This is a genomic window from Flavobacterium sp., assembly GCF_036741995.1.
Taxonomy (GTDB): domain Bacteria; phylum Bacteroidota; class Bacteroidia; order Flavobacteriales; family Flavobacteriaceae; genus Flavobacterium.
This window is the reverse complement of sequence record NZ_DAINRG010000006.1, coordinates 27,876-47,496: the sequence shown is the minus strand read 5'-3', so window position 1 is coordinate 47,496 and position 19,621 is coordinate 27,876. Positions and strand designations below refer to the sequence as shown.

19 protein-coding genes are annotated in these 19,621 nt (G+C 37.3%); 3 read left to right on the top strand and 16 right to left on the bottom strand.

The annotated features are described in order from the left end of the window. Positions 1–4 precede the first annotated feature (4 nt). From V7D82_RS04065 to V7D82_RS04045, 5 genes are all read right to left on the bottom strand, one after another. The gene (locus V7D82_RS04065; protein ID WP_333599695.1) at positions 5–685 is read right to left on the bottom strand and encodes a hypothetical protein; all 681 of its coding nucleotides are present in this window, start codon (positions 683–685) and stop codon (positions 5–7) included. Then, positions 685–1,011, bottom strand: a complete 327-nt coding sequence (locus tag V7D82_RS04060) for a hypothetical protein (protein WP_333599694.1) — start codon at positions 1,009–1,011, stop codon at positions 685–687. Before V7D82_RS04060 ends, V7D82_RS04065 begins: the two co-directional genes overlap by 1 nt. Further along, positions 1,004–2,260 (bottom strand): dihydroorotase, encoded by a 1,257-nt coding sequence (locus V7D82_RS04055; RefSeq protein ID WP_333599693.1) that lies wholly within the window; start codon positions 2,258–2,260, stop codon positions 1,004–1,006. Before V7D82_RS04055 ends, V7D82_RS04060 begins: the two co-directional genes overlap by 8 nt. After that, positions 2,257–4,185 (bottom strand): BatA domain-containing protein, encoded by a 1,929-nt coding sequence (locus tag V7D82_RS04050; protein WP_333599692.1) that lies wholly within the window; start codon positions 4,183–4,185, stop codon positions 2,257–2,259. Before V7D82_RS04050 ends, V7D82_RS04055 begins: the two co-directional genes overlap by 4 nt. A gap of 90 nt (positions 4,186–4,275) precedes the next feature. Beyond that, positions 4,276–5,622 (bottom strand): DEAD/DEAH box helicase, encoded by a 1,347-nt coding sequence (locus V7D82_RS04045; RefSeq protein WP_333599691.1) that lies wholly within the window; start codon positions 5,620–5,622, stop codon positions 4,276–4,278. A gap of 170 nt (positions 5,623–5,792) precedes the next feature. Here V7D82_RS04045 and V7D82_RS04040 point away from each other — a divergent pair, with 170 nt between their 5' ends. Further along, on the top strand, positions 5,793–6,329 hold the full coding sequence (locus tag V7D82_RS04040) for a YybH family protein (RefSeq protein WP_333599690.1): 537 nt from the start codon (positions 5,793–5,795) through the stop codon (positions 6,327–6,329). 54 nt (positions 6,330–6,383) lie between these two features. Here V7D82_RS04040 and V7D82_RS04035 read toward each other — a convergent pair whose 3' ends face one another. Genes V7D82_RS04035 through V7D82_RS04025 form a run of 3 tightly spaced genes read right to left on the bottom strand, consistent with a single transcriptional unit; the run spans position 6,384 to position 9,499 of the window. Then, positions 6,384–7,148, bottom strand: a complete 765-nt coding sequence (locus V7D82_RS04035; RefSeq protein WP_333599689.1) for a TIGR02757 family protein — start codon at positions 7,146–7,148, stop codon at positions 6,384–6,386. Then, positions 7,141–8,835: an LIC_10190 family membrane protein gene (locus V7D82_RS04030; protein ID WP_333599688.1), complete on the bottom strand. Its 1,695-nt coding sequence runs from the start codon at positions 8,833–8,835 to the stop codon at positions 7,141–7,143. The genes V7D82_RS04035 and V7D82_RS04030 overlap by 8 nt, the downstream gene beginning before the upstream one ends. Before the next feature lie 4 nt (positions 8,836–8,839). Beyond that, positions 8,840–9,499: an ABC transporter ATP-binding protein gene (locus tag V7D82_RS04025; RefSeq protein WP_333599687.1), complete on the bottom strand. Its 660-nt coding sequence runs from the start codon at positions 9,497–9,499 to the stop codon at positions 8,840–8,842. Between the two features lie 144 nt (positions 9,500–9,643). Between V7D82_RS04025 and folE the strand changes: the two genes are divergently transcribed. After that, positions 9,644–10,315 (top strand): GTP cyclohydrolase I FolE, encoded by a 672-nt coding sequence (gene folE, locus V7D82_RS04020; RefSeq protein ID WP_333599686.1) that lies wholly within the window; start codon positions 9,644–9,646, stop codon positions 10,313–10,315. A 47-nt stretch (positions 10,316–10,362) separates the two neighbouring features. Here the strand turns inward: folE and V7D82_RS04015 are convergent, their stop codons facing one another. The 6 genes from V7D82_RS04015 to V7D82_RS03990 all read right to left on the bottom strand — a co-directional run bounded on the left by V7D82_RS04015 (position 10,363) and on the right by V7D82_RS03990 (position 15,951). Then, positions 10,363–10,683 (bottom strand): DUF6787 family protein, encoded by a 321-nt coding sequence (locus tag V7D82_RS04015; RefSeq protein WP_333599685.1) that lies wholly within the window; start codon positions 10,681–10,683, stop codon positions 10,363–10,365. A 30-nt stretch (positions 10,684–10,713) separates the two neighbouring features. After that, complete coding sequence (locus V7D82_RS04010; RefSeq protein WP_333599684.1) at positions 10,714–11,148, bottom strand: DUF6146 family protein; 435 nt, start codon at positions 11,146–11,148, stop codon at positions 10,714–10,716. 111 nt (positions 11,149–11,259) lie between these two features. Continuing rightward, positions 11,260–12,222, bottom strand: a complete 963-nt coding sequence (locus V7D82_RS04005; protein ID WP_333599683.1) for a D-2-hydroxyacid dehydrogenase — start codon at positions 12,220–12,222, stop codon at positions 11,260–11,262. Positions 12,223–12,231: 9 nt separating this feature from the next. Then, complete coding sequence (gene serC, locus V7D82_RS04000) at positions 12,232–13,326, bottom strand: 3-phosphoserine/phosphohydroxythreonine transaminase (protein WP_333599682.1); 1,095 nt, start codon at positions 13,324–13,326, stop codon at positions 12,232–12,234. 151 nt (positions 13,327–13,477) lie between these two features. After that, the gene (locus V7D82_RS03995) at positions 13,478–14,860 is read right to left on the bottom strand and encodes a T9SS type A sorting domain-containing protein (protein WP_333599681.1); all 1,383 of its coding nucleotides are present in this window, start codon (positions 14,858–14,860) and stop codon (positions 13,478–13,480) included. Positions 14,861–14,892: 32 nt separating this feature from the next. Further along, positions 14,893–15,951, bottom strand: coding sequence for an acyl-CoA reductase (locus V7D82_RS03990; protein ID WP_333599680.1), 1,059 nt, complete (start codon positions 15,949–15,951; stop codon positions 14,893–14,895). Between the two features lie 62 nt (positions 15,952–16,013). Here V7D82_RS03990 and V7D82_RS03985 point away from each other — a divergent pair, with 62 nt between their 5' ends. Next, positions 16,014–16,364, top strand: a complete 351-nt coding sequence (locus V7D82_RS03985; protein ID WP_333599679.1) for a 4Fe-4S dicluster domain-containing protein — start codon at positions 16,014–16,016, stop codon at positions 16,362–16,364. 54 nt (positions 16,365–16,418) lie between these two features. On the opposite strand, the gene V7D82_RS03980 is transcribed toward V7D82_RS03985, so the two are convergent. Continuing rightward, positions 16,419–16,955, bottom strand: coding sequence for a hypothetical protein (locus V7D82_RS03980; protein WP_333599678.1), 537 nt, complete (start codon positions 16,953–16,955; stop codon positions 16,419–16,421). A gap of 147 nt (positions 16,956–17,102) precedes the next feature. Continuing rightward, positions 17,103–19,550 (bottom strand): TonB-dependent receptor plug domain-containing protein, encoded by a 2,448-nt coding sequence (locus tag V7D82_RS03975; protein ID WP_333599677.1) that lies wholly within the window; start codon positions 19,548–19,550, stop codon positions 17,103–17,105. Positions 19,551–19,621 lie beyond the last annotated feature (71 nt).

Below are 19,621 nucleotides of genomic sequence, written 5' to 3'. Positions count from 1 at the left end.
TCTTTTAATTACATTTTTTAATTTTCAAGGGGCGCATAGGAGTTGGTTTTTCTTTCGAATCATTGTCAAACCATTCAAAATAATCCATATAATACCATTTACCATCCTTTTTTTCTAAGTAGTCCCTTATTTTACTTTGGTCTATGGCTTCCTCTTTTCCAAAGGTAAAAGCATTTTCATTAACATTGAATTGCTTTAATTGTTTCCAGTCGTTATCGCAATAACTATAAATCTCGCAGCTGTTCAAAAGACTGTAATCACAATAGTCGATGCATATTGCAATCTCATCTTTTCCGTCATTGTTTATATCGCCAAGGTTTATCAAACAAAAGGCCCCAAAGCAAACGCCAAGGTTAAGACTGTTAAACTTTTGACTGTTTGACTTTATGAACGCATTGATGTCGTGTTTAAAGAAATAGTCAATTTTATCAGATTGGTATTCGTCATCATTAGAATATCCAAACGTAACTTCGTTCATCGCTTCAGGAAATTCAGCAGACATAAAAAACTGGTTTAAAGTATCGGTTTTTTTATCACCATCAAAATCACCAGTTAAGTATAGTTTTGGAAGGGTTTCAGTTACTATAGTGTCCTTTTTTGAAGCATTAGCACAACATTCCGTTTTTGATTTCCGGCAAAAAGCTAACAGAAAACAGCATAATACTGAAAGACTTATTATTTTCATCAGATTGTTTTAAACCATTTCTGAAATAAATTACCTAATAATGGAAGTGGTGTAGTTTCTCCTTTAGCTGCTGTAAATATTCCATAAATAGTCAAGACAGATATGAAAATCCACATGGGAGCGGCTACCAAAATACTTTCAAAACTACTTATCGAAACCCCAAGAATTATAAAAGTCAATGTTAGTCCTAATCCTTGTCTGATATGAAAAGAAGCAAACGGATTCTTATTTTCAGAGTTCATTGAAAGTGCAATCAAGACACCAATAATTAAAATATAGCTTGTAATCGCAATTGATTTGCCTTCGTCTATGGTTTGTTTATCCATGGAGTTGTAAGTTTTGATTGTTGTAAATTCCGATGGCTTTGCCTTTCATTTGCTGTCCAAGGAAAGCGGAATTTTTCGATTTTGATAAAATATGTTCTTTCGTAAATGTCCAATCTGTATCGATTCCAAACAAAGTCAAATTGGCTTTATTTTTTTCTTTAATTACTTCATTTTCAATTGAAAAAATAGACTTACCGGAAGTCAATTTCTCTATTGTTTTCTCCAAAGGTAATACCGTCAATAAAGCTCCGAAGACACTTTCCAATCCGATGGTGCCGTTTTTAGCCAAATCAAATTCCATCTTTTTATGTTCAATGTCTATTGGATTGTGATCACTCGTGATGCAATCAATGGTGTTGTCTAAAATACCGGCAATCAATGCTTTTCGGTCAACTTCATTGCGCAAAGGCGGGGTTACTTTGTATCGGGTATCAAAGCTTTCCAGTTTTTCATCGGTTAGCACTAAATGATGTACAGCAACGCTACAAGTCACGTTCAATCCTTTAGCTTTAGCTTCTTTGATTAAGGCTACCGATTTTGCAGTTGAAATGGTTGGAATATGCAATTTTCCTCCGGTATATTCTAATAAAAATAAATTGCGGGCCACTATCAATTCTTCCGCTAAGTTGGGAATCCCTTTTAATCCTAATCTTGTGGATGCTATGCCTTCATTGGCAACACCGCTTCCTTTGATGCTTTCATCTTGAGAAAACGCAATCAGTAATCCATTAAAATCCTGCACATATTGTAAACCAATTTTGAGCAAATTTGCATTGGCCAAACTTTTAGTATAATCCCCAAAAGCTACAGCTCCGGCGTTTTTCATATCAAACAATTCCGCTAAATCATTGCCTTCACTGCCTTTAGTTAAAGCGCCAATCGGATACAAATCGGTGGCGGCATGGGCTGCTTTTTGTTTTACAAAATGGATTTGAGACTGATTATCAATAACCGGATAGGAGTTAGGTTGCAGTGCAATTCCGGTGAAGCCGCTTTTGGCAGCAACGGCTAATCCGTTGGCAATGGTTTCCCGGTCTTCAAAACCCGGTTCTCCTAAGGAAACGCTAGTGTCAAACCATCCTTGGGAAACATGTAAACCCTCTTGTTGAAATTCCTGATGGGTTTCAATATTCAGAATGGAATGGCCTATTTCTTCGATAATCCCATCGGTGATTTTCAAATCAACGGTTTGCTGATGAAAAGGACTTTTTGGATCTACAATGGTTGCTTTTCGAATGATTAGATTCATTTTACAAATTTTTGAATGAGCAATTCTAAGGCTAAAAAGAGTAGGGTGAGCATCACAAACCATTTCCAGATTTGCGTATCGGTTCGGTCGGTTTGTATGGTGTTGAAAACCGTTTCTATATCGTCAATTTCTTTGAAATTAGCTGCTGCCTCAGGGTTGGCCAATGCCAAGTTGCTTTCCGTTCGATTGTAATTAAAGCTGATGTTTTGCACCAAATTAGCTCCGTTAAAGATACCAAAATTTCCGGCTTCCGTTGGGTTGTCATTAAAAGTCATTTTGACTTTAGTATTCAATAATTGCTGCACCGGAATAAAACTTTCGGTGGCATTTTTTACAGTTAAAATTTCATCTTTGGCTACTAAAGCATCCACCACAAAAGGCTGGCTTTCGCCAATGGTCATAGCGTTTACACCAGTTTTCTGTGTGTTTTGTGCCATGTTGTAAAACGTTGGTACGATTAGCGGAGAGTTTTGGAAATTACTATTGGTTTTATTAATCGGCGCTGCAAAAACATAGATTGAGGATAAAGGATTGGCTACCGATGTCAGGAAAGCACTTTGATCTTCATAAGTCAAAATGGAAGGTGTGGTACTACTCAAACCAAACGAATTTTTTGTTGACGGATATTGAAAATTATCAATCTTCTTTTCAAAAACCTTACTGAATAAGGGATGGTTGAAGTTAATTTTTGTGACTTTCTTTTCAGTCATGGTAGCTGCTTTCAATTGGATGGCTCCAAAGTTAGCCAGGAACGAATTCATAATTGTCACATTACTTTCCTGAGCGGGAATGACAACCAGATTTCCGCCTTTATTTACAAACGATTTTAAAGTAGTTTGCAAAGCTTGCGGAATTTCTTTTAGTTCATTCAACACAATGGCATCCTGTTTTTCCAATAAATTATAATCTAAATTGGCTAAAGGAAAATTGGTATAAGTAAACTCGTCAGCGGTATAAATTCTGGATAAAAAGGAACTCTTATCGGCATCCCCAATGCTAATCACATTCGTTTTACTTGGCTTGGAAATGCTGAAATAATAAGTGTTATCATAAGCCAAACCTTTATCGGTTATCGAAACATAACCGTGGAAATCTTCTTTTGGAATGGTAAAGTTGATGGTTTTGGTCCTCGCATCGAAGTTGAGTAAGGTTTTTGCAATTAGCTTGTTTTTATTGTACAAAGCAATTGGCACCTCTTTAAAATCTTCTCCATTAGCGGAGAGTTTGACGCCAATTTCATAAAAGCTGTCTAATGTTTGTTGAATGTAAACGCTGTCAATGGCAATATTATTCTTCTGTTCTGCTTCGGGAATAATGAAATAGACATTGTCTTCTTTTCGGAAACTTTTAGTCTGTTTTTCTTCCAAACCAACGGCATCGGTAATGACAATAATGTCTTTATTAAAAGCCGATTTTCGGGCATTGACTTTGGCAATCAGATTCTCTAATTGGAAAGGAGTAGCGCTGTATTTTAAATCCTGTAAATCTTTTTGAGCCGCTTTGATATCCGTATTCCAATAGGTTTCGGAATTTGTGATTAAGGAAAAATTCTGTGCTTCCGGCGTGTGTTCCAGCAAATCCTGCACGGCACGTTTTAGTAATTCTCCTTTTTTGCCTTTGGCTTGCATACTATACGAATTGTCCAGAATGATATACATTTCATTCGTGGCTTTTTTGCTGTCTTTGGCGGTGAAAAAAGGTTGGGAAAAAGCCAATATCAAGCAGGCGAGGAGCAATAATCGGGTAAAAAGCAACAGCCATTTTTTGATGGTCGAACTTTTACGGGTTTGTATGGAAAGTTCTTTAAGGAATTGTACGTTGGTGAAATATTCTTTCTTGAAACGACGTAATTGAAATAAATGCACCAAAATTGGGATAACCAATAAGAAAAGGAAATACAGAATTTCGGGGTGTTTGAATTGCATTTATCTAAAGTTTGTCAAAGATAATTATAGTTTTCAGTTTTCAGTCACAGTTTACAAAATTTTTGTGGATGCCAAAGCTGCGCACTGAGACTACTTTTTCTTTCTTTTGGCGGCTCTGTTTTTTAAGATATTTCGGTTCACTGAAGTTCCGGTTTTCTTTTTAGTTTTTGATGGTCCGCCTAGGTTTACCTTTTTGTTTTTGGCAATTTTCTCATGATGAGACGCGCCACCTTCCAGCTTTGGTTTTTTCAACAAAAACTTCATCTGTTTCTTTTTGTCTTTTTCAAATTCTAACAAACGAACGGCAACTTCAACAGTTGTGGGCATCGGAATGAATTGAATTTCTTTTTCCATCAACACTTCCGCTTCAATCATGATTTCTTCTTCTCTCGGACTAATCAAACTGATAGCAATCCCCGATTTATCGGCACGACCGGTTCTACCAATACGGTGAATGTATTGTTCCGGAACCTCCGAAAACTCTACGTTGATAACATGGGTAACATCCGAAATATCCAAACCTCTTGCCATTACATCGGTAGTGACAATCCCTCGAATTTCACCGGCTTGGAAGCTGGCCATGGTTTGCAAACGATAGTTCTGTGATTTGTTGGAGTGAATGGTTCCAAACTCATTCGGGTAAAACTCTTCAATTTTATCTGAAAGTAAGTCTGCTGTTTTTTTATTGTTGACAAAAAGTAACACTCTTTCAAAAGCTTCCTCTTTTAGTAATTCAAGTATCAAATTGACTTTCGTCAAAAAGTTCGGTACTTTGTATCCCAATTGTTCAATTTGCTCCAAAGGAGTACCGCTTGGCGCCAAAGAAACTTCTTCCGGGAATTCAAAATATTCTTCCAGCATTTCATCCACTTCATCCGTCATTGTTGCTGAGAACAGAATGTTTTGACGTTTGGTTGTTATCATCGTTAAGATAGAAGTTACTTGCGAGCGGAAGCCTAAATTCAAGATTTCATCAAATTCGTCAATGATTAATTTTTGCAGACTATCAAAGCGAATCACGTTATCCAAAGCCAAATCCATTATACGTCCCGGCGTTCCTACTAGAACATCTACACCACTGTAGACTGCTTTTTTCTGTGTATTGATGTTCACCCCACCATAAACCCCAAGGGTTCTTACCGACATGAATTGGGTTAGTTTCTCGACCTCGGCAGCTACCTGTACCACCAATTCACGTGTTGGAACTAAAATGACAACTCTGGGCGTGTCTGTTGCTACAAATTTCCATTGTTTCAGAATGGGTAATAAGTAGGCAAAGGTTTTTCCGGTACCGGTTTGGGCAATTCCCATCATATCGCGACCCGACATAATGACCGAAAAGGATTTTTCCTGAATGGGTGTTGGGGTAGTAAGCCCAAGACTGTCAACGGCTTTTTGAAGTGATTTTGGAAGATTGAATTGCTCGAAAGTGCTCATTATGGGTGTAATTTGCGGCAAAGGTAAGGAATTCTTTTTTGACGGTATAGCTTCCAAATTGTCAACCTAAATTGTTCATAATTAAGCAGAAAGGATTTCGGTGATAAAATAATAAATACCTAATTTTAAAGTGCATAACGTAATTTAATAAAAACCAAAACAGTATACCAATGAAAAAAAGAACCACTCTAGTAAGAACAGTACTGGCTTGTAGCACTGTAATTGTTCTGTTAACAACAACAAGTTGTAAAAAAGAAGAAGAAAAAGAAGTCATGAAATCTTTTGACATGGCCGCGGCTCAAAAGTCGATTGACAGTCTTACGGTTGTTTTTACCGAAGCTTTTAACAAAGGTGATGCCAGCGGTGTAGCAAATTGTTATACCGCCGATGCTAAATTTATGCCGCCAAACACCACTTCAAAAGATGGAATGCCAGCCATACAAACCGAAATTGAAAATTATTTCAAAAGCGGTGTTGCCAAGTTAGAAATAAAATCTACCGGACTTTGGGGAAATGAAAACCTTTTGGTGGAAGAAAGTAACTGGACGATATCAGATAAAGACGGGAATCATTTGGATCATGGGAAATCCATCGTAGCCTATAAAAAAGACAAAGGGCAATGGAAATTGTTCAGGGATTGCTACAATTCAGACATGCCCTGCATGCCTCCACCACCGGCAGCTACACCGACGGCGTCAAAAAAGTAAAATAACTTTACTGACTATACTGAAAGGGCAATCCGTTGGGTTGCCTTTTTATTTTTAGAAACCTTCAAAAACGCCCAACCCGAAGAGTGCAAAATCATATTTTACAGGATCTTTGGCGTCTAATTGACGTAATGCTGTATCCAATTCGAAAAGCGCTTTGCCGTCATTTTGCTTTCGGGTGAGTAAACCTAGTTTTCTAGCAACGTTGCCTGAATGTACATCGAGCGGACACGAGAGTGCTGCTGTGGGAATGCTTTTCCAGATACCAAAATCAACGCCTTTATTGTCATCGCGAACCATCCATCGCAAAAACATGTTAAGTCGTTTGGCAGCCGAACCGGCAGTAGGATCCGAAACGTGTTTGGTTGTTCGCTGTTGATGATTTACTTCGAAGAATAATTTTTTAAAAGTGCTAATGCTGTCCTGCATGGAAAGTGGCAGTTGGTTTTTTGCGAAAGCCGCTTCGAGTCCGTTATGATTGCGATATATATTTTGCAGTGCTTTGATAAACGTGATGCAATCCTGGCTGTTGAATGTCCGGTGAACAAATGTTTCGAGTGATTCCAGATGATGCTCCTGATGCTCCATCACAAAATCATAAGGTGAATTGCCCATCAAAATCATTAATTTCTGAGCATTATTGATAATCATTTTTCGGTTGCCCCAGGCAATAGTAGCTGTGAGAAAACCGGCAATTTCAATGTCTTCTTTCAGTGAAAATTGATGCGGAATTTGGATAGGATCGCTTTCTATAAACTTGGGATTGTTGTATAAAATCACTTTTTCCTCCAGAAAATCTTTGAGTTCGGCTTTAGTCATGAGGCGTTACTTTTTGGGCATAAAAACCATCTTTTAGGTCTTGCCCGCGCAGTTGTGGAATGTAGTGAAAATTAGTCTCAAAATAATCCAATTGCTCACTAGTAACACAAGGTAAATCACCATTGCCGGTTATCCAAAAGAAAGAGTATTCAGTAGGAGTATAGTAATCTAAATCGCCTTTGTTGGCTTTTTTAAAGATTTCTTTTTCCTTAGTATTCGGTTTCGGAAAAATAGTGTTTTCCAAATGAAAGGTGCTGTTAGCGGCCAGTGATTTATTTTGGGTTAACCCAATAAATGAAAGTGGTACAAAAACTAAAACTACCACTATAACTAAGCTCAATTCAATACATAGAACGATTAGTTTCTTATTGGATAATAGAAGAGTTAATAACAACAAACCAAAGAAGATAGTAAAATGAACATAAAATCGGTATTGAGGCGAGCTAAAACATAACAAAGACAATAGTAAAATGAAAGCAAGATAGATGGTCCAAGTAGTTTTTTTAGCAAAGTATTTTGCGATAACGATTGGAGATATAACAACCATAATCAGTGTGCTCAAAGCTATAATGCTATCAATACCATTGCCTAAAAAGTACTGTTTCAGGATGTCAAATACTGTAGCAGTATCAAGCGTTCCGTAAGGGATGTAAAACGAATGCAGCATGGAAGGACTGAAAAAGAAATCCATGATTTCCTTTGGAATTGTATAACTCAAGCTATCCCATCTGAAAAAAGCCAACGGGAATAGAGGATAACCGGTAAGAATGGTATTTTTGGAAACGAATAAAAGCAACGAAATCAATGCAAGCAAGCTGATTCTTGGTACTCTGTTTTTTAGTTCTGAGAAATGATTCAGGAAAATCAGGAAAGGAAACAGTAACAAGACAACCGCCGTGATTTTAATGAAAATGGCAAACAAAACCAGTATGCTTATGATTGAAAAAGCATCTGACTTTGATTCGTTTTCCAGATAAATAGCAAAAATTAAAAAGCTCAAAATATAAACCGGTAAATCAGGCGATGGCGAGCTGATAAATTGGAAGAAAAACACATTGGCCAAAGGCAGCAAACCAAAAAGTAAGTTAATTTTATTGCTGTTTGTGAAATAGGCATTCAATTTTTGGAAAGCAAAGTAATTGGCTAATAGCAGGCAATAGCCATTCAAATCATTAAAACGGTCGTAGAGAAATGAAAAATTAAACACACTTTGCGTAATGTGCCAACCGCTGGTTTGTCCGAAGAACAAATGCAAATTGGCCAAGCCTTTAACAAAGCCGTATTCATTCAGCCATTTAATGGTTTGAATATAATAGGTTTCATTATCAACAATGAACGGAGCGGCAGCACATTGTGCCAAAATCAGTAAAAAAGTAATTCCCAATAAGATTTTTATTGTTTTGGAAAAAGCCAGAAAATCATGTTTCAGTTTTAGAATAGTCTCTTTAAAAAGCTTTTTGTTTTGAGTAAAAATGAGAATGTTCAGAAGCAATAAAACTAAATGAAACGCACTGTTAATACCGCCGAATAATGCCCAAATACTGGCAAAAAGTGTAGTGAGAAAGAGTCCAAAAAAAGAAATAAAAATAAAATGTAATTCTTTTATTTTTAATAGCTTATAAAGTGTTATCCCAAGATTGATTGAAGTAAAAAAAAGATAAATCCAACTGATTAAAATTAGTACCATGGTGTTATACTATTAAACCGTCTTTCATCACTAGTTTTCTGTCGGCCATATTGGCTAATTCTTCGTTATGAGTTACGATGACAAAAGTCTGTCCAAATTCCTCTCTAAGCTTAAAGAACAATTGATGCAAGTTTTCAGCCGAAGTGGTATCTAAATTTCCCGAAGGTTCGTCGGCAAAAATAACGGCTGGTTTATTGATTAACGCCCGAGCCACAGCTACACGCTGCTGCTCACCACCTGAAAGTTCGTTTGGTTTATGATGACTTCTTTCGGCCAACCCTAAATAATCCAACAATCGTTTGGCTTCGGTTTCGGTTTCTTTTTTGTCTTTTCCGGCGATGAAAGCGGGAATGCAAACATTTTCTAAAGCGGTGAATTCCGGTAATAATTGGTGAAACTGAAAGATAAAACCCAAATGCAGGTTTCTGAATTTTGACATCGCTTTGTCATTCATCTTTAATACGTTTTCGCCATTGATAGTTAATGATGTTTCATCGGATTTGGCGGCATTATCAAGCGTTCCGAGTATTTGTAAAAGCGTAGTTTTTCCGGCACCGGAAGCACCCACAATTGAAACAATTTCTCCTTTTTGAATGTGTAAATCCACTCCTTTTAAAACGTGTAACGTATCGTAGTATTTATGAATGTTTTTGGCAATAATCATCCGGTTCAATTTTTCACAAAGTAACAAAGTATTTTCTTTTATTGTTTGGTATAAGGTTTTTTTATACTGTAATAAATTATTAATTGATGTGAATTTATTTTTCTGTTTAACTATTTTGTATATTTGTTAAACAAAAATATTCTTATGAACACACCCATTGAAAAAGAATTATTTGAACTGATAGGTGACAATCATCAAATGACTTCCGCAGAAACGCCTTTGCGCCTCGACGCATTTATTAAAACAGACGAACAAAAAATGACTACAATTGAAAATCACTTTCATAGCATCATGCAGGAAATAGGATTGGATATGACGGATGATAGTTTGAAAGGAACACCTCATCGCGTGGCCAAAATGTTTATCAAGGAAATATTTTCGGGTTTGAATCCTGTCAATAAGCCTAAAGTATCGCTTTTTGAAAACACTTTTCACTATGACAAAATGTTGGTGGAAGCCAATATCAGTTTTAATTCTACTTGCGAGCATCATTTTTTGCCCATCTTTGGCAAAGCCCACATTGGTTATGTTTCGAGCGGAAAGGTGATTGGTTTATCCAAATTGAATCGAATAGTTGATTATTACTCCAGAAGACCACAAGTACAAGAGCGTTTGGTAATGCAAATTTTCAACGAATTGAAAACAGTCTTAGCCACTGAGAATGTTATTGTAGTGATGGAAGCTAAGCATCTGTGTGTTTCCAGTCGCGGTATTAAAGACGAAAATAGTTTTACATCGACCATTCAGTATGGGGGGATTTTTAAGGAGAAAGAAAACCGAAACGATTTTTTCCATTTAATCCAACAAGAAAAATAGGAGTTTAGTAGTTACGCTTATATAATTTTTGGTTGAAAATCCCGGATTTATTCGGGGTTTTCTTTTTTAGAAAGGAGGAATCCTAATCCACAACTTTTCAGAAGTTTCTTTTCAAAGGACCAAAAGAAAGCAAACTGTCCGAATAAAAATCCGAAACTAACCAGCAATACTTGATAAATAGGAAAAATGAGCAGTATATACAAAGGGTAATAAATCCATCCGGAGATAGCTCCTTTGATGATGCCAAAAGTGGCCAATATGGGTTTAGAAAGATAGGCCGCTGAAGAACCGGTAACAGCAAATACCACAATGATGACAACTAATTGCCAATTTGATCTGATATTCCAACGCTGTTTAAAATTTGCCATCAATAGTAAAGTTCCACAAAGCTAATCAATTTAAGGTCTTGGCACAAATCCGGCCAATTGTTCCCCATTTGCCAATTGAAAATAAATAAAATAATTGTAAATCAAATAGTTAACCTCGTAGCCGTAGTGAATGCTGTTGTCGTAATTAATCTGCATTTCATACAAATCTGATTTATAACGTTGGGGTTGCATGGCGCGATTGTTCCATTCTGAAACATAAATTTGATTTCTGTTTTCTAAATAAGTTTCAGAATAATAACCTCTTGGCCGAGCCTGACTAGCTAACCAGGTGCTGAATCCGGAGTCAATAATGACTACTTCATATTGTAAAGAATCATTGGCAATACGAACGGTATCGGAAGGTTTTTTTGTTTCTCCTTTAGTAGCTTTGGCCACAATATTCTTATCGAAATGACAGGAAGCCAATCCGAGGACCAATAAGAAAGCCAAAACAATTTTTTTCATCGCCATTTATTTGATATAAAATTAGTAAAAACAACTAGCGCTTGTTGCAACTTTAACAAATAAAAAACCACGCCATAAGCGTGGTTCAATAAGCTTTGATATTGCTATCCCTTATACATTTTCAACTTTTAACAAGCTGATGATTTGTTCTGCTAATTCGGTTCCGATTCGGTCTTGTGCTTCCAAAGTTGCGGCACCGATATGTGGCGTCAATGAAATTTTTGGGTGCATTAAGATTTGAATTTCCGGAGATGGCTCGTTTTCAAAAACATCTAATCCGGCAAATAGTACTTTCTCAGCGTCCAGAGCTTCGATCAAAGCCACTTCATCAATTACACCACCACGGGCACAGTTTACAATACCCACGTCTTGTTTCATCAGTTCAAATTCGGCTTTGCCAATCACATACCCTTCCTGAGCCGGAACGTGAAGCGTAATGAAATGCGAGTGTCGGATAACGTCTTCCAGGGGTTCGGTTTCAAATTCCACATTGATGAATTGTCCGTTGTAGAAATCTACTTTTACTTCGGCTTTGTCCACAAATTTATCGGCAGCGATTACTTTCATACCAAGTCCCAGTGCCATTTTAGCAACCGCCTGACCAATACGTCCGAAACCAATAATACCAAGGGTTTTACCACGCAACTCAATGCCGTTAGCATAGGCTTTTTTCAAACCATCAAAATTGGTGTCGCCTTCTAATGGCATATTTCTATTGGAATCATGCAGGAAGCGCACTCCGGTAAACAAATGCGCAAATACCAACTCAGCCACACTTTCCGAAGACGAAGCCGGGGTGTTGATCACATGCAATCCTTTGCTGCGGGCATAATCCACATCAATGTTGTCCATTCCGACACCACCGCGACCAATGATTTTTAATCCCGGGCAGGCATCGATAATGTCTTTACGAACTTTGGTGGCACTTCTCACTAAAATCACGGAAACATTATTGGCATTGATATAATTGGCCACTTGTTCTTGGGCTACTTTGGTTGTGATTACTTCAAAACCTCCTTTTTCTAATGCTTTTATTCCGCTATCAGAAATTCCGTCATTGGCTAATACTTTCATCTTTATCTTTTAAACTGTAATTTCATTTTGTTTACTAACTACTTCTTCAAGCGCCACCATAACATCCACTAAAACCTGTACGCTCTCTAAAGGCAAAGCATTGTACATAGAAGCTCTGTAACCACCAACGGAACGGTGACCGGCTATGCCTGAAATTCCGGCTTCTTTCCACATTTTGTCAAAGATAGGAGCGTGTGCTTCATCGTGTAACAGGAAAGTTGCGTTCATATTACTTCTGTCGGCAGTAACGGCTGTTCCTTTGAATAATGGATTTCTGTCGATTTCACTGTAAAGTAAGTGGGCTTTGGCTTCGTTTACTTTTTCAATAGCAGCAATCCCACCTTGGTTTTTTAACCATTGTAATGTTAACAGACAAGTATACACCGCAAAAACGGCTGGTGTATTGTACATGCTTTCTGCTTTGATATGTTTTTCATAATCCAAAATACTTGGAATCGTTCTGCCTGATTTTCCTAAGATTTCTTCTTTCACAACTACTAAAGTTGTACCCGCAGCGCCCATGTTTTTTTGAGCTCCGGCATAGATTAAATCGAATTGAGAGAAATCTAAAGTTCTGGAAAAAATATCCGAACTCATATCGCAAACCACAGGAATATTCGTTTTTGGGAACGATTTCATTTGGGTTCCGAAAATGGTATTGTTGCTGGTGCAGTGGAAATAACTGGCATCAGCAGGAATGGCATATTCCGTTGGAATATGATTGTAATTTTGTTCTTTGGAAGAAGCCACCACCACTGTTTCACCAAAAAGTTTAGCTTCTTTAATGGCATTGTTGGCCCAGGTTCCGGTATCTAGATAGGCTGCTTTGCCGTCAACTTTCATTAAGTTTTGCGGAACCATAAGGAACTCCAAACTAGCACCTCCTTGCAAAAACAAAGCCTGATAGCCTTTGCCTTCTAATCCTAAAAGTTCTAAAACCAACGCGCGAACTTCGTCCATCACCGCTACAAAATCTTTACTTCTGTGTGAAATTTCTAAAATGGATAAATCCGAATTATTGAAATTTAAAATGGCTTGTGCCGATTTTTCGAATACTTCTTGTGGAAGGATGCAAGGTCCTGCGCTGTAATTATGTTTTTTCATGGTATTGGATTGAAAAATTCAGAGGCAAATTTCGGAAACAGGATGTTAAAAAGCGATTAGAATTCCGCAATAATTGGCCGATGTTATTAACGAAAACGTTATAGTTTATAACAATAATCGCTAATACTTCAATCTGGAAAAAAACAGTGCTTTACATTTTTACAATCTTCTTTGTCGTTGAACTGCCATTGTTCATAGTGAATTTAAGGAGATAAATGCCCTGTTGGAATTCACTTAATGATATCGAATCAAAATTAGATTTAATGTTTTTTATCAATTTTCCATCGCACTGATAGATAGTGATTGTACTGATATTATCGGTAAAATCAGTTGTTAAATGAACTATGCCGGAAGTTGGATTAGGAAAGATTTTTAGATCATCAAATTTGTTTTCATTAACTCCCAAGGCTATATCAAAAGTATAAGCTCTTCCGCCATCTGCGTTAGGCAAATATTCATTAGGAGCGCCAATCACTACAATATCATCAGATATTGCCATTCGGGTGCCAAAAGAATCATCCATATTGATAGGTCCTTGTCCATAAAGGTATTCCTGAAACATCCAGTTACCATTAATTTTTCTGTACAATGCTGTGGGTGTTCTGGCAGTATATAACAACCCATGAGAATTAAGGCTGACAAACATCACATCATTATGGACCTTAAAATTAGTTGCTGTCTTATCAATGTACTCTAAAGATGTGAGTGTAGTGCTTAAACTCCAGTTGTTAGCAACGTAATCATATATATTCATACTTGAAGTGAAGCCATTACTTTGTAAAACAAAAAGCTGGTTGTTGTCTAAATCAAAATCAACTTTTGAACTTGGGGTAGTAAGTGAAGAGGAGAAGTTCCAAAGGCTACCATCGTAACTATAAGTAGCTAATCCAGAGCCGGAAACAATTACCAGTTTATTGTTGGAGACCTGTATTGTATTTCCTAAATAGTTGTTGCCGCAGGGTGTTATCTTTTGCGAGAAAACCCAGGAAGTCCCGTTAAAATTATAAACATATACAGCACCACTGTTGGTAGAGTTAGGTAGTCCTACGGGTTCATTATTAGGAGAATGGACAAAAAGCTGGTTGCCTACTACTTTCACAACAGTTCCGAAGTAGTCCTCCGTCGCACCGTCAAACGGAATTATTTTTTGAAAGAATACCCAGTTACCGGCAACTTTACGGTACATATAAACCGCCCCGGCATTGGAGGCAAGCTGATCATTAAATCGTGAACCTGCTGCAATAAAATCATTATTTATGGAAACACTTCCACCAAAATTGTCATTAAGTGCTACATCTGCCGGTATAAAATAAGCTTCCTGTGTGACAGTGGCTCCATTTTTTTCAAAGACAAAGACCCTTGATTGAGTAAGATCATGTTCATATGCAGAAAAAGCGACAATTTCATTTCCAAAGGCATCAAGTGAGCTTGTAAATTGACTAGAAGGAATATCGGGCGTAAAAGGCGTTAATGTTATTTGTGCAAACAAGCCCTGAGTAAATAATACAGCAATACAAAAGATAGTTTTTCCCATGATTTACAATTTTAATATTGTAAATGTAGGAATTAAAGTGTTGATAGAAAAGTTAAAGTATCCACATTATCAGCATAATCCCAAAGTTTAGGATGTTGGGTTTGCCCGAAAGGAATAGCATTAGAAATAGCCTCTTTTGAAACAACGCACTGAATTTGTTCCTGCTCTTCATTTAACCTGGATTTCAAGGCATTGAGATCATCATAAAACTCATAAAATACAGAAGAAATAGGAGAGGAGTAGCTGGTATCTTCTTTCAAAGTCAGGAATTCATTATCGAGCAATTTGAAGTTGCTCATCAGAAAAACAGCTTTGTTATAGTCGTAATTATTGGAATATTTGGGATAAAAAATCACGTCTTTGTATTCGTAAATAGCTTGAAAGAAAGGCTGAAAATCGTAATCCTTTGGCACAAAAAGCTTAGAAACGTTGCGGCAACCCAAGCCAAAATAACGGAAGATGTCTTCGCCAAGGTTGACCAAATCATCATGGGTTTCCGTTCCGGTTAAGACGGCAACCGAGTTTCTGTTTTTGCGAATGATGCTGGGTTTGTTTTTGAAATAATATTCGAAATAACGGGCGGTATTGTTGCTTCCGGTAGCAATGACGGCATCAAAATTCTCTAATTTTCCTTCGGTAAATGTGATTGATTTTTGAATTTCGGGATTTACCGAAATTAAATAATTGGCTAGAAATTTTATCAGATGTTGGTCGTTGGAAGATGTTTTTACCAAAACGTTATGTCCGGCAATCAACACCGAAAGAAAATCGTGAAAACCCACCAGCGGAATGTTTCCGGCCAGGATTAAACCAACGGTTTTTGGTTTTACATTTGACAAATCATAGTGGGAAAGCCATTGGTTCAGATTGTCTTCCTGCAACGCTTCTGCCCATGATTGTATGGCGAAATAAACTTGCTCTGGTGTAAACCAGCCATTGTGTGATTGTGACAACTCTATTAAATCGATAAAGCTATCAAAGTATAAATCATTGTGAAGAACCGATTCGTTTTTAGTGTTTTTATCTAAAGAGAATTGACTTAAAAACTTCCCTAATGCTGCAAAACATTTTTTTTTCTCGATTTGTACCATGAGTAGCTTGTTTATGAATGGTTTTGATTGTAATTTTGCGCAAAATTAATTAAAAATAAGCTATGGCAATCATTATAACAGACGAATGTATCAATTGTGGTGCTTGTGAGCCGGAATGTCCAAATACCGCTATTTATGAAGGGGCCGATGATTGGCGTTATAAAGACGGAACGAGGCTAAGCGGAAAAATTATTTTACCGGACGGAACCGAGATTGATGCTGATGCAGCGCAAACGCCGATTTCTGACGATATATATTATATAGTGCCCGGAAAATGTACCGAGTGTAAAGGTTTTCACGAAGAACCGCAATGCGCGGCCGTTTGCCCGGTAGATTGTTGTATTCCTGATGACAATCACGTAGAGAGTGAAGAAACGCTGCTCAACAGACAATCTTTTCTACACAACGAATAAATAAAAAAGCCCGGACACAGATTGTTCGGGCTTTTTCGTCAAACATGAAATATATTAAGGCTTCACAACAGTATATTTTTCAAGAACTACCGAGTCTGTTTTTTCATCATAGGTTTCTAAGATTAGATTACCGTCTGCGTCAAAATACCCAACAGAGAATTTATTCTTGTTTTTAAAAATATAATTGTTATTGGAAGTTTTTCTCAAGAGTGACAGGTTTTTAGTATTCGGACTTGTCATGACATAACCGGTTTTGTCTGATTGAATTTGGTATTTAGCCCCGCCCATGCTGTAATAAGCGGAATGATTCACCTCTACCGATTTGGTTACACCATCTACCACCACTTTTGTTTTAGTGGTAACGTCTACCGGACTTTCCTTCATAGGAATGTTCAGGGTATTAGGCTTTTCTTCTTCTAAAGCAATTTTCTGAACCTCCTTGGTTTCTTCTGATTTTACCACTTTTTTTTCTCCATTAGAATCTTTAATGGTTGTAGTTACCGTTTTGACTTCTGATTTTACATTGGTATTTTGAGCTTTACTATTGATTGAAAATAGTAGTGTAAGCATGCTTAAGATTAGAACTTTCATAATGAGTATTTTTTATGGATTAATACAGTACAAATCTATTCTCAATAACAATAGTTTATGTTACATGATTTTTCTTAATTGTTACAGGATATTCATAAAAAAAGCCTGAGCGGTGTGCTCAGGCTTTTCTGTTTGATTGGGTTTTAGTTAGAATTTGAATCCTAATCGGGCATAATAATACGCTCCGCTGAAGCCCATTTGCACGGCATCCCAGTAACCACCCGCTTCCGTATTTCCTGATTCGTCTTGTTTGTCAGGATAAATATTGAATAAGTTATTACTTCCAATGCTTAGTTTAAATTGTTTAGTAATTTGATATCCAACAGTAGCATCAGTAACGATTTTGGCAGTATACACATTATCCATCCCGGCATAATCTACCAATACCACTTCGCTAAATCTTGTGAAAGCTACTCCGGTATCCAATTTTTTTCTGGAGTAATTCAAGTTTAAACCGTATTTGCTGTTAGGTGCTGATGCTTTTAAGAAAGCAATTTCCCGTCTTCCAAAAAAGGTTTCCTGGTCTAAGCCGTTATTTTTTACTTTGGTTACTTCCATTTTGTTGATGTTTCCAACTAAAGTAGCTCCGAATTTTGAATCACCATACGATTTTTTCCAAGCAAAAACCATGTCCAACCCGGTAGTTCTGGTATTCACTCCGTTTACGAAAAACTGAGCGGAATCCACGTTTAAGTTAAGGGCTGTAGCATCAAAATAACCGGTTAATACGATTCTGTCTCTTACATTAATTAAGTAACCATCCAGAGTGGCTGTAAAATGACCAAATGTTCCGGTCAAGCCAAATGAACCGTTATTGGATTTTTCTTCTTTTAGTTTATCAATACCAAATCCTTTGGTTACCGGACTGTCATTAGCCGAAAGCAATACTTCGGAAGCACCACTCGAATTAAAGTTAGTGAAATTGGTGTTGAAATAAATCTGTGCCAAAGACGGTGCTCTGAAGCCTGTGCTCCAGGAACCTCTTAGGCTTATTTGATCAGTAAGCTTGAATCGGTAAGCATATTTTAAATTTAAAGTGTTTCCAAAATCGCTGTAGTTTTCATAACGAAGGGCAGCACTTACTAAGAATTCTTTAGAGACATCTAATTCGGTATCTACATACAAAGCTTTGCTGTTTCGGGTTTCATTGACTTCATTTTTTGGACTAAAGCCAGGGAATCCCTGAGAGCCTCCCGGTCTTGGTTCTCCAGATATAGGGTCAATGGGTGCTGATTGTGTTGTTGGGTCAGTAATTGGTACACCATTAGTGTCATAAGTGGCATAAGAGCCTATTTCGCCGGCATCAATTTGATAGCGCTCAATGCGATATTCAGCACCAAAAGCAAAATTCAAACCATTTAAAACCGATTTAAAGTTTTTTGAAAAATCAAGATTACTAGTGTTTTGACTCAAACTAAATCCACCGGCATCAAAGGATGTCGGGGAGGCCTCTTCTAAACTGGCATTGATGGTTCCTTTTATTTTATAGTCAAAATTGTTTTTCCCGTAAGCATTACTCAAATCAATTTTCCAGCCATTATCAGTTTCCATTTTAAAACCGGCAGCTACTGAATTGTCGGTTATGTTAGAAGTAATTCTCGGAGTATATCCACCAGGATATATAGATTCTACAACACGGGAACCATCATTTCGGGTAAATGCATAAGCATCGGTATTTCGATCATTTCTACCGCCAAAAGCATAAAATTTAATCTTTTTGTTAAGCGGTATTTCCAAATTGGCCATGAAATTCATGCTTTTAATTTCGGCTTCACCAAAACCTTTTCTAAAATCAAAACCCGGACGTAATGTTTTTTCTTTCGAAAAATACTCCGTAGTGAAGTTAACAAATCCACCATCTTTCCCGATTTTCACACCATAGTTGGCCGCAATTTTTAATGAGTTTCCATCGAATTTTTTATCTTTTCCAATAGAGTTTCCGTTGCCGTTTTCATCTAACCGGTTTCCGTGCGTGTTGGCAGTTCCCGGTAAGAAATCACCTTTGGCGTGAGTATCATAAGCGCCATAGGTTATAGCACCGTTGACTTCGTTTACATTGTCATTCAATACAATATTAATTACACCGGCAATTGCATCTGAACCGTATTGTGCAGCAGCACCATCCCGCAAAATTTCAATTCGTTTAATGGCACTGGCCGGAATAGCATTCAAATCAGTACCGGTATTTCCGCGGCCTCGCGTTCCGAATAAATTTACCAATGAAGATTGATGCCTTCTTTTTCCGTTGATTAAAACCAAAGTCTGGTCGGGTCCCATTCCTCTTAAAGTAGCGGGGTCCACGTGGTCAGCACCATCAGAACCGGATTGCTTGTTGGCATTGAACGAAGGCGCGACATATTGTAGCAACTCGTTGATTTCCACTTTTCCACTTTGGGTGGTAACACTTTTTACATCAATGACGTCAATGGGCACAGCCGAATTGACTACTGTTCGTTTTGTATTTCTCGAACCTACGATTTGAACTTCCTGCAGTTCCTGAACCTTGGTAGTGTCTGGTTTGGTTTCAAGCGTTTCTTTTTGTGCAAAAACAGAACCGAATTGAAACAAGAATAGTAATAAGGTAATTTTTTTCATAAATAGATTGGTTTGGTTGTTAATTAATGGCAAGATACTATTTTTTCAATATCGATTTAACGGTATTTGTA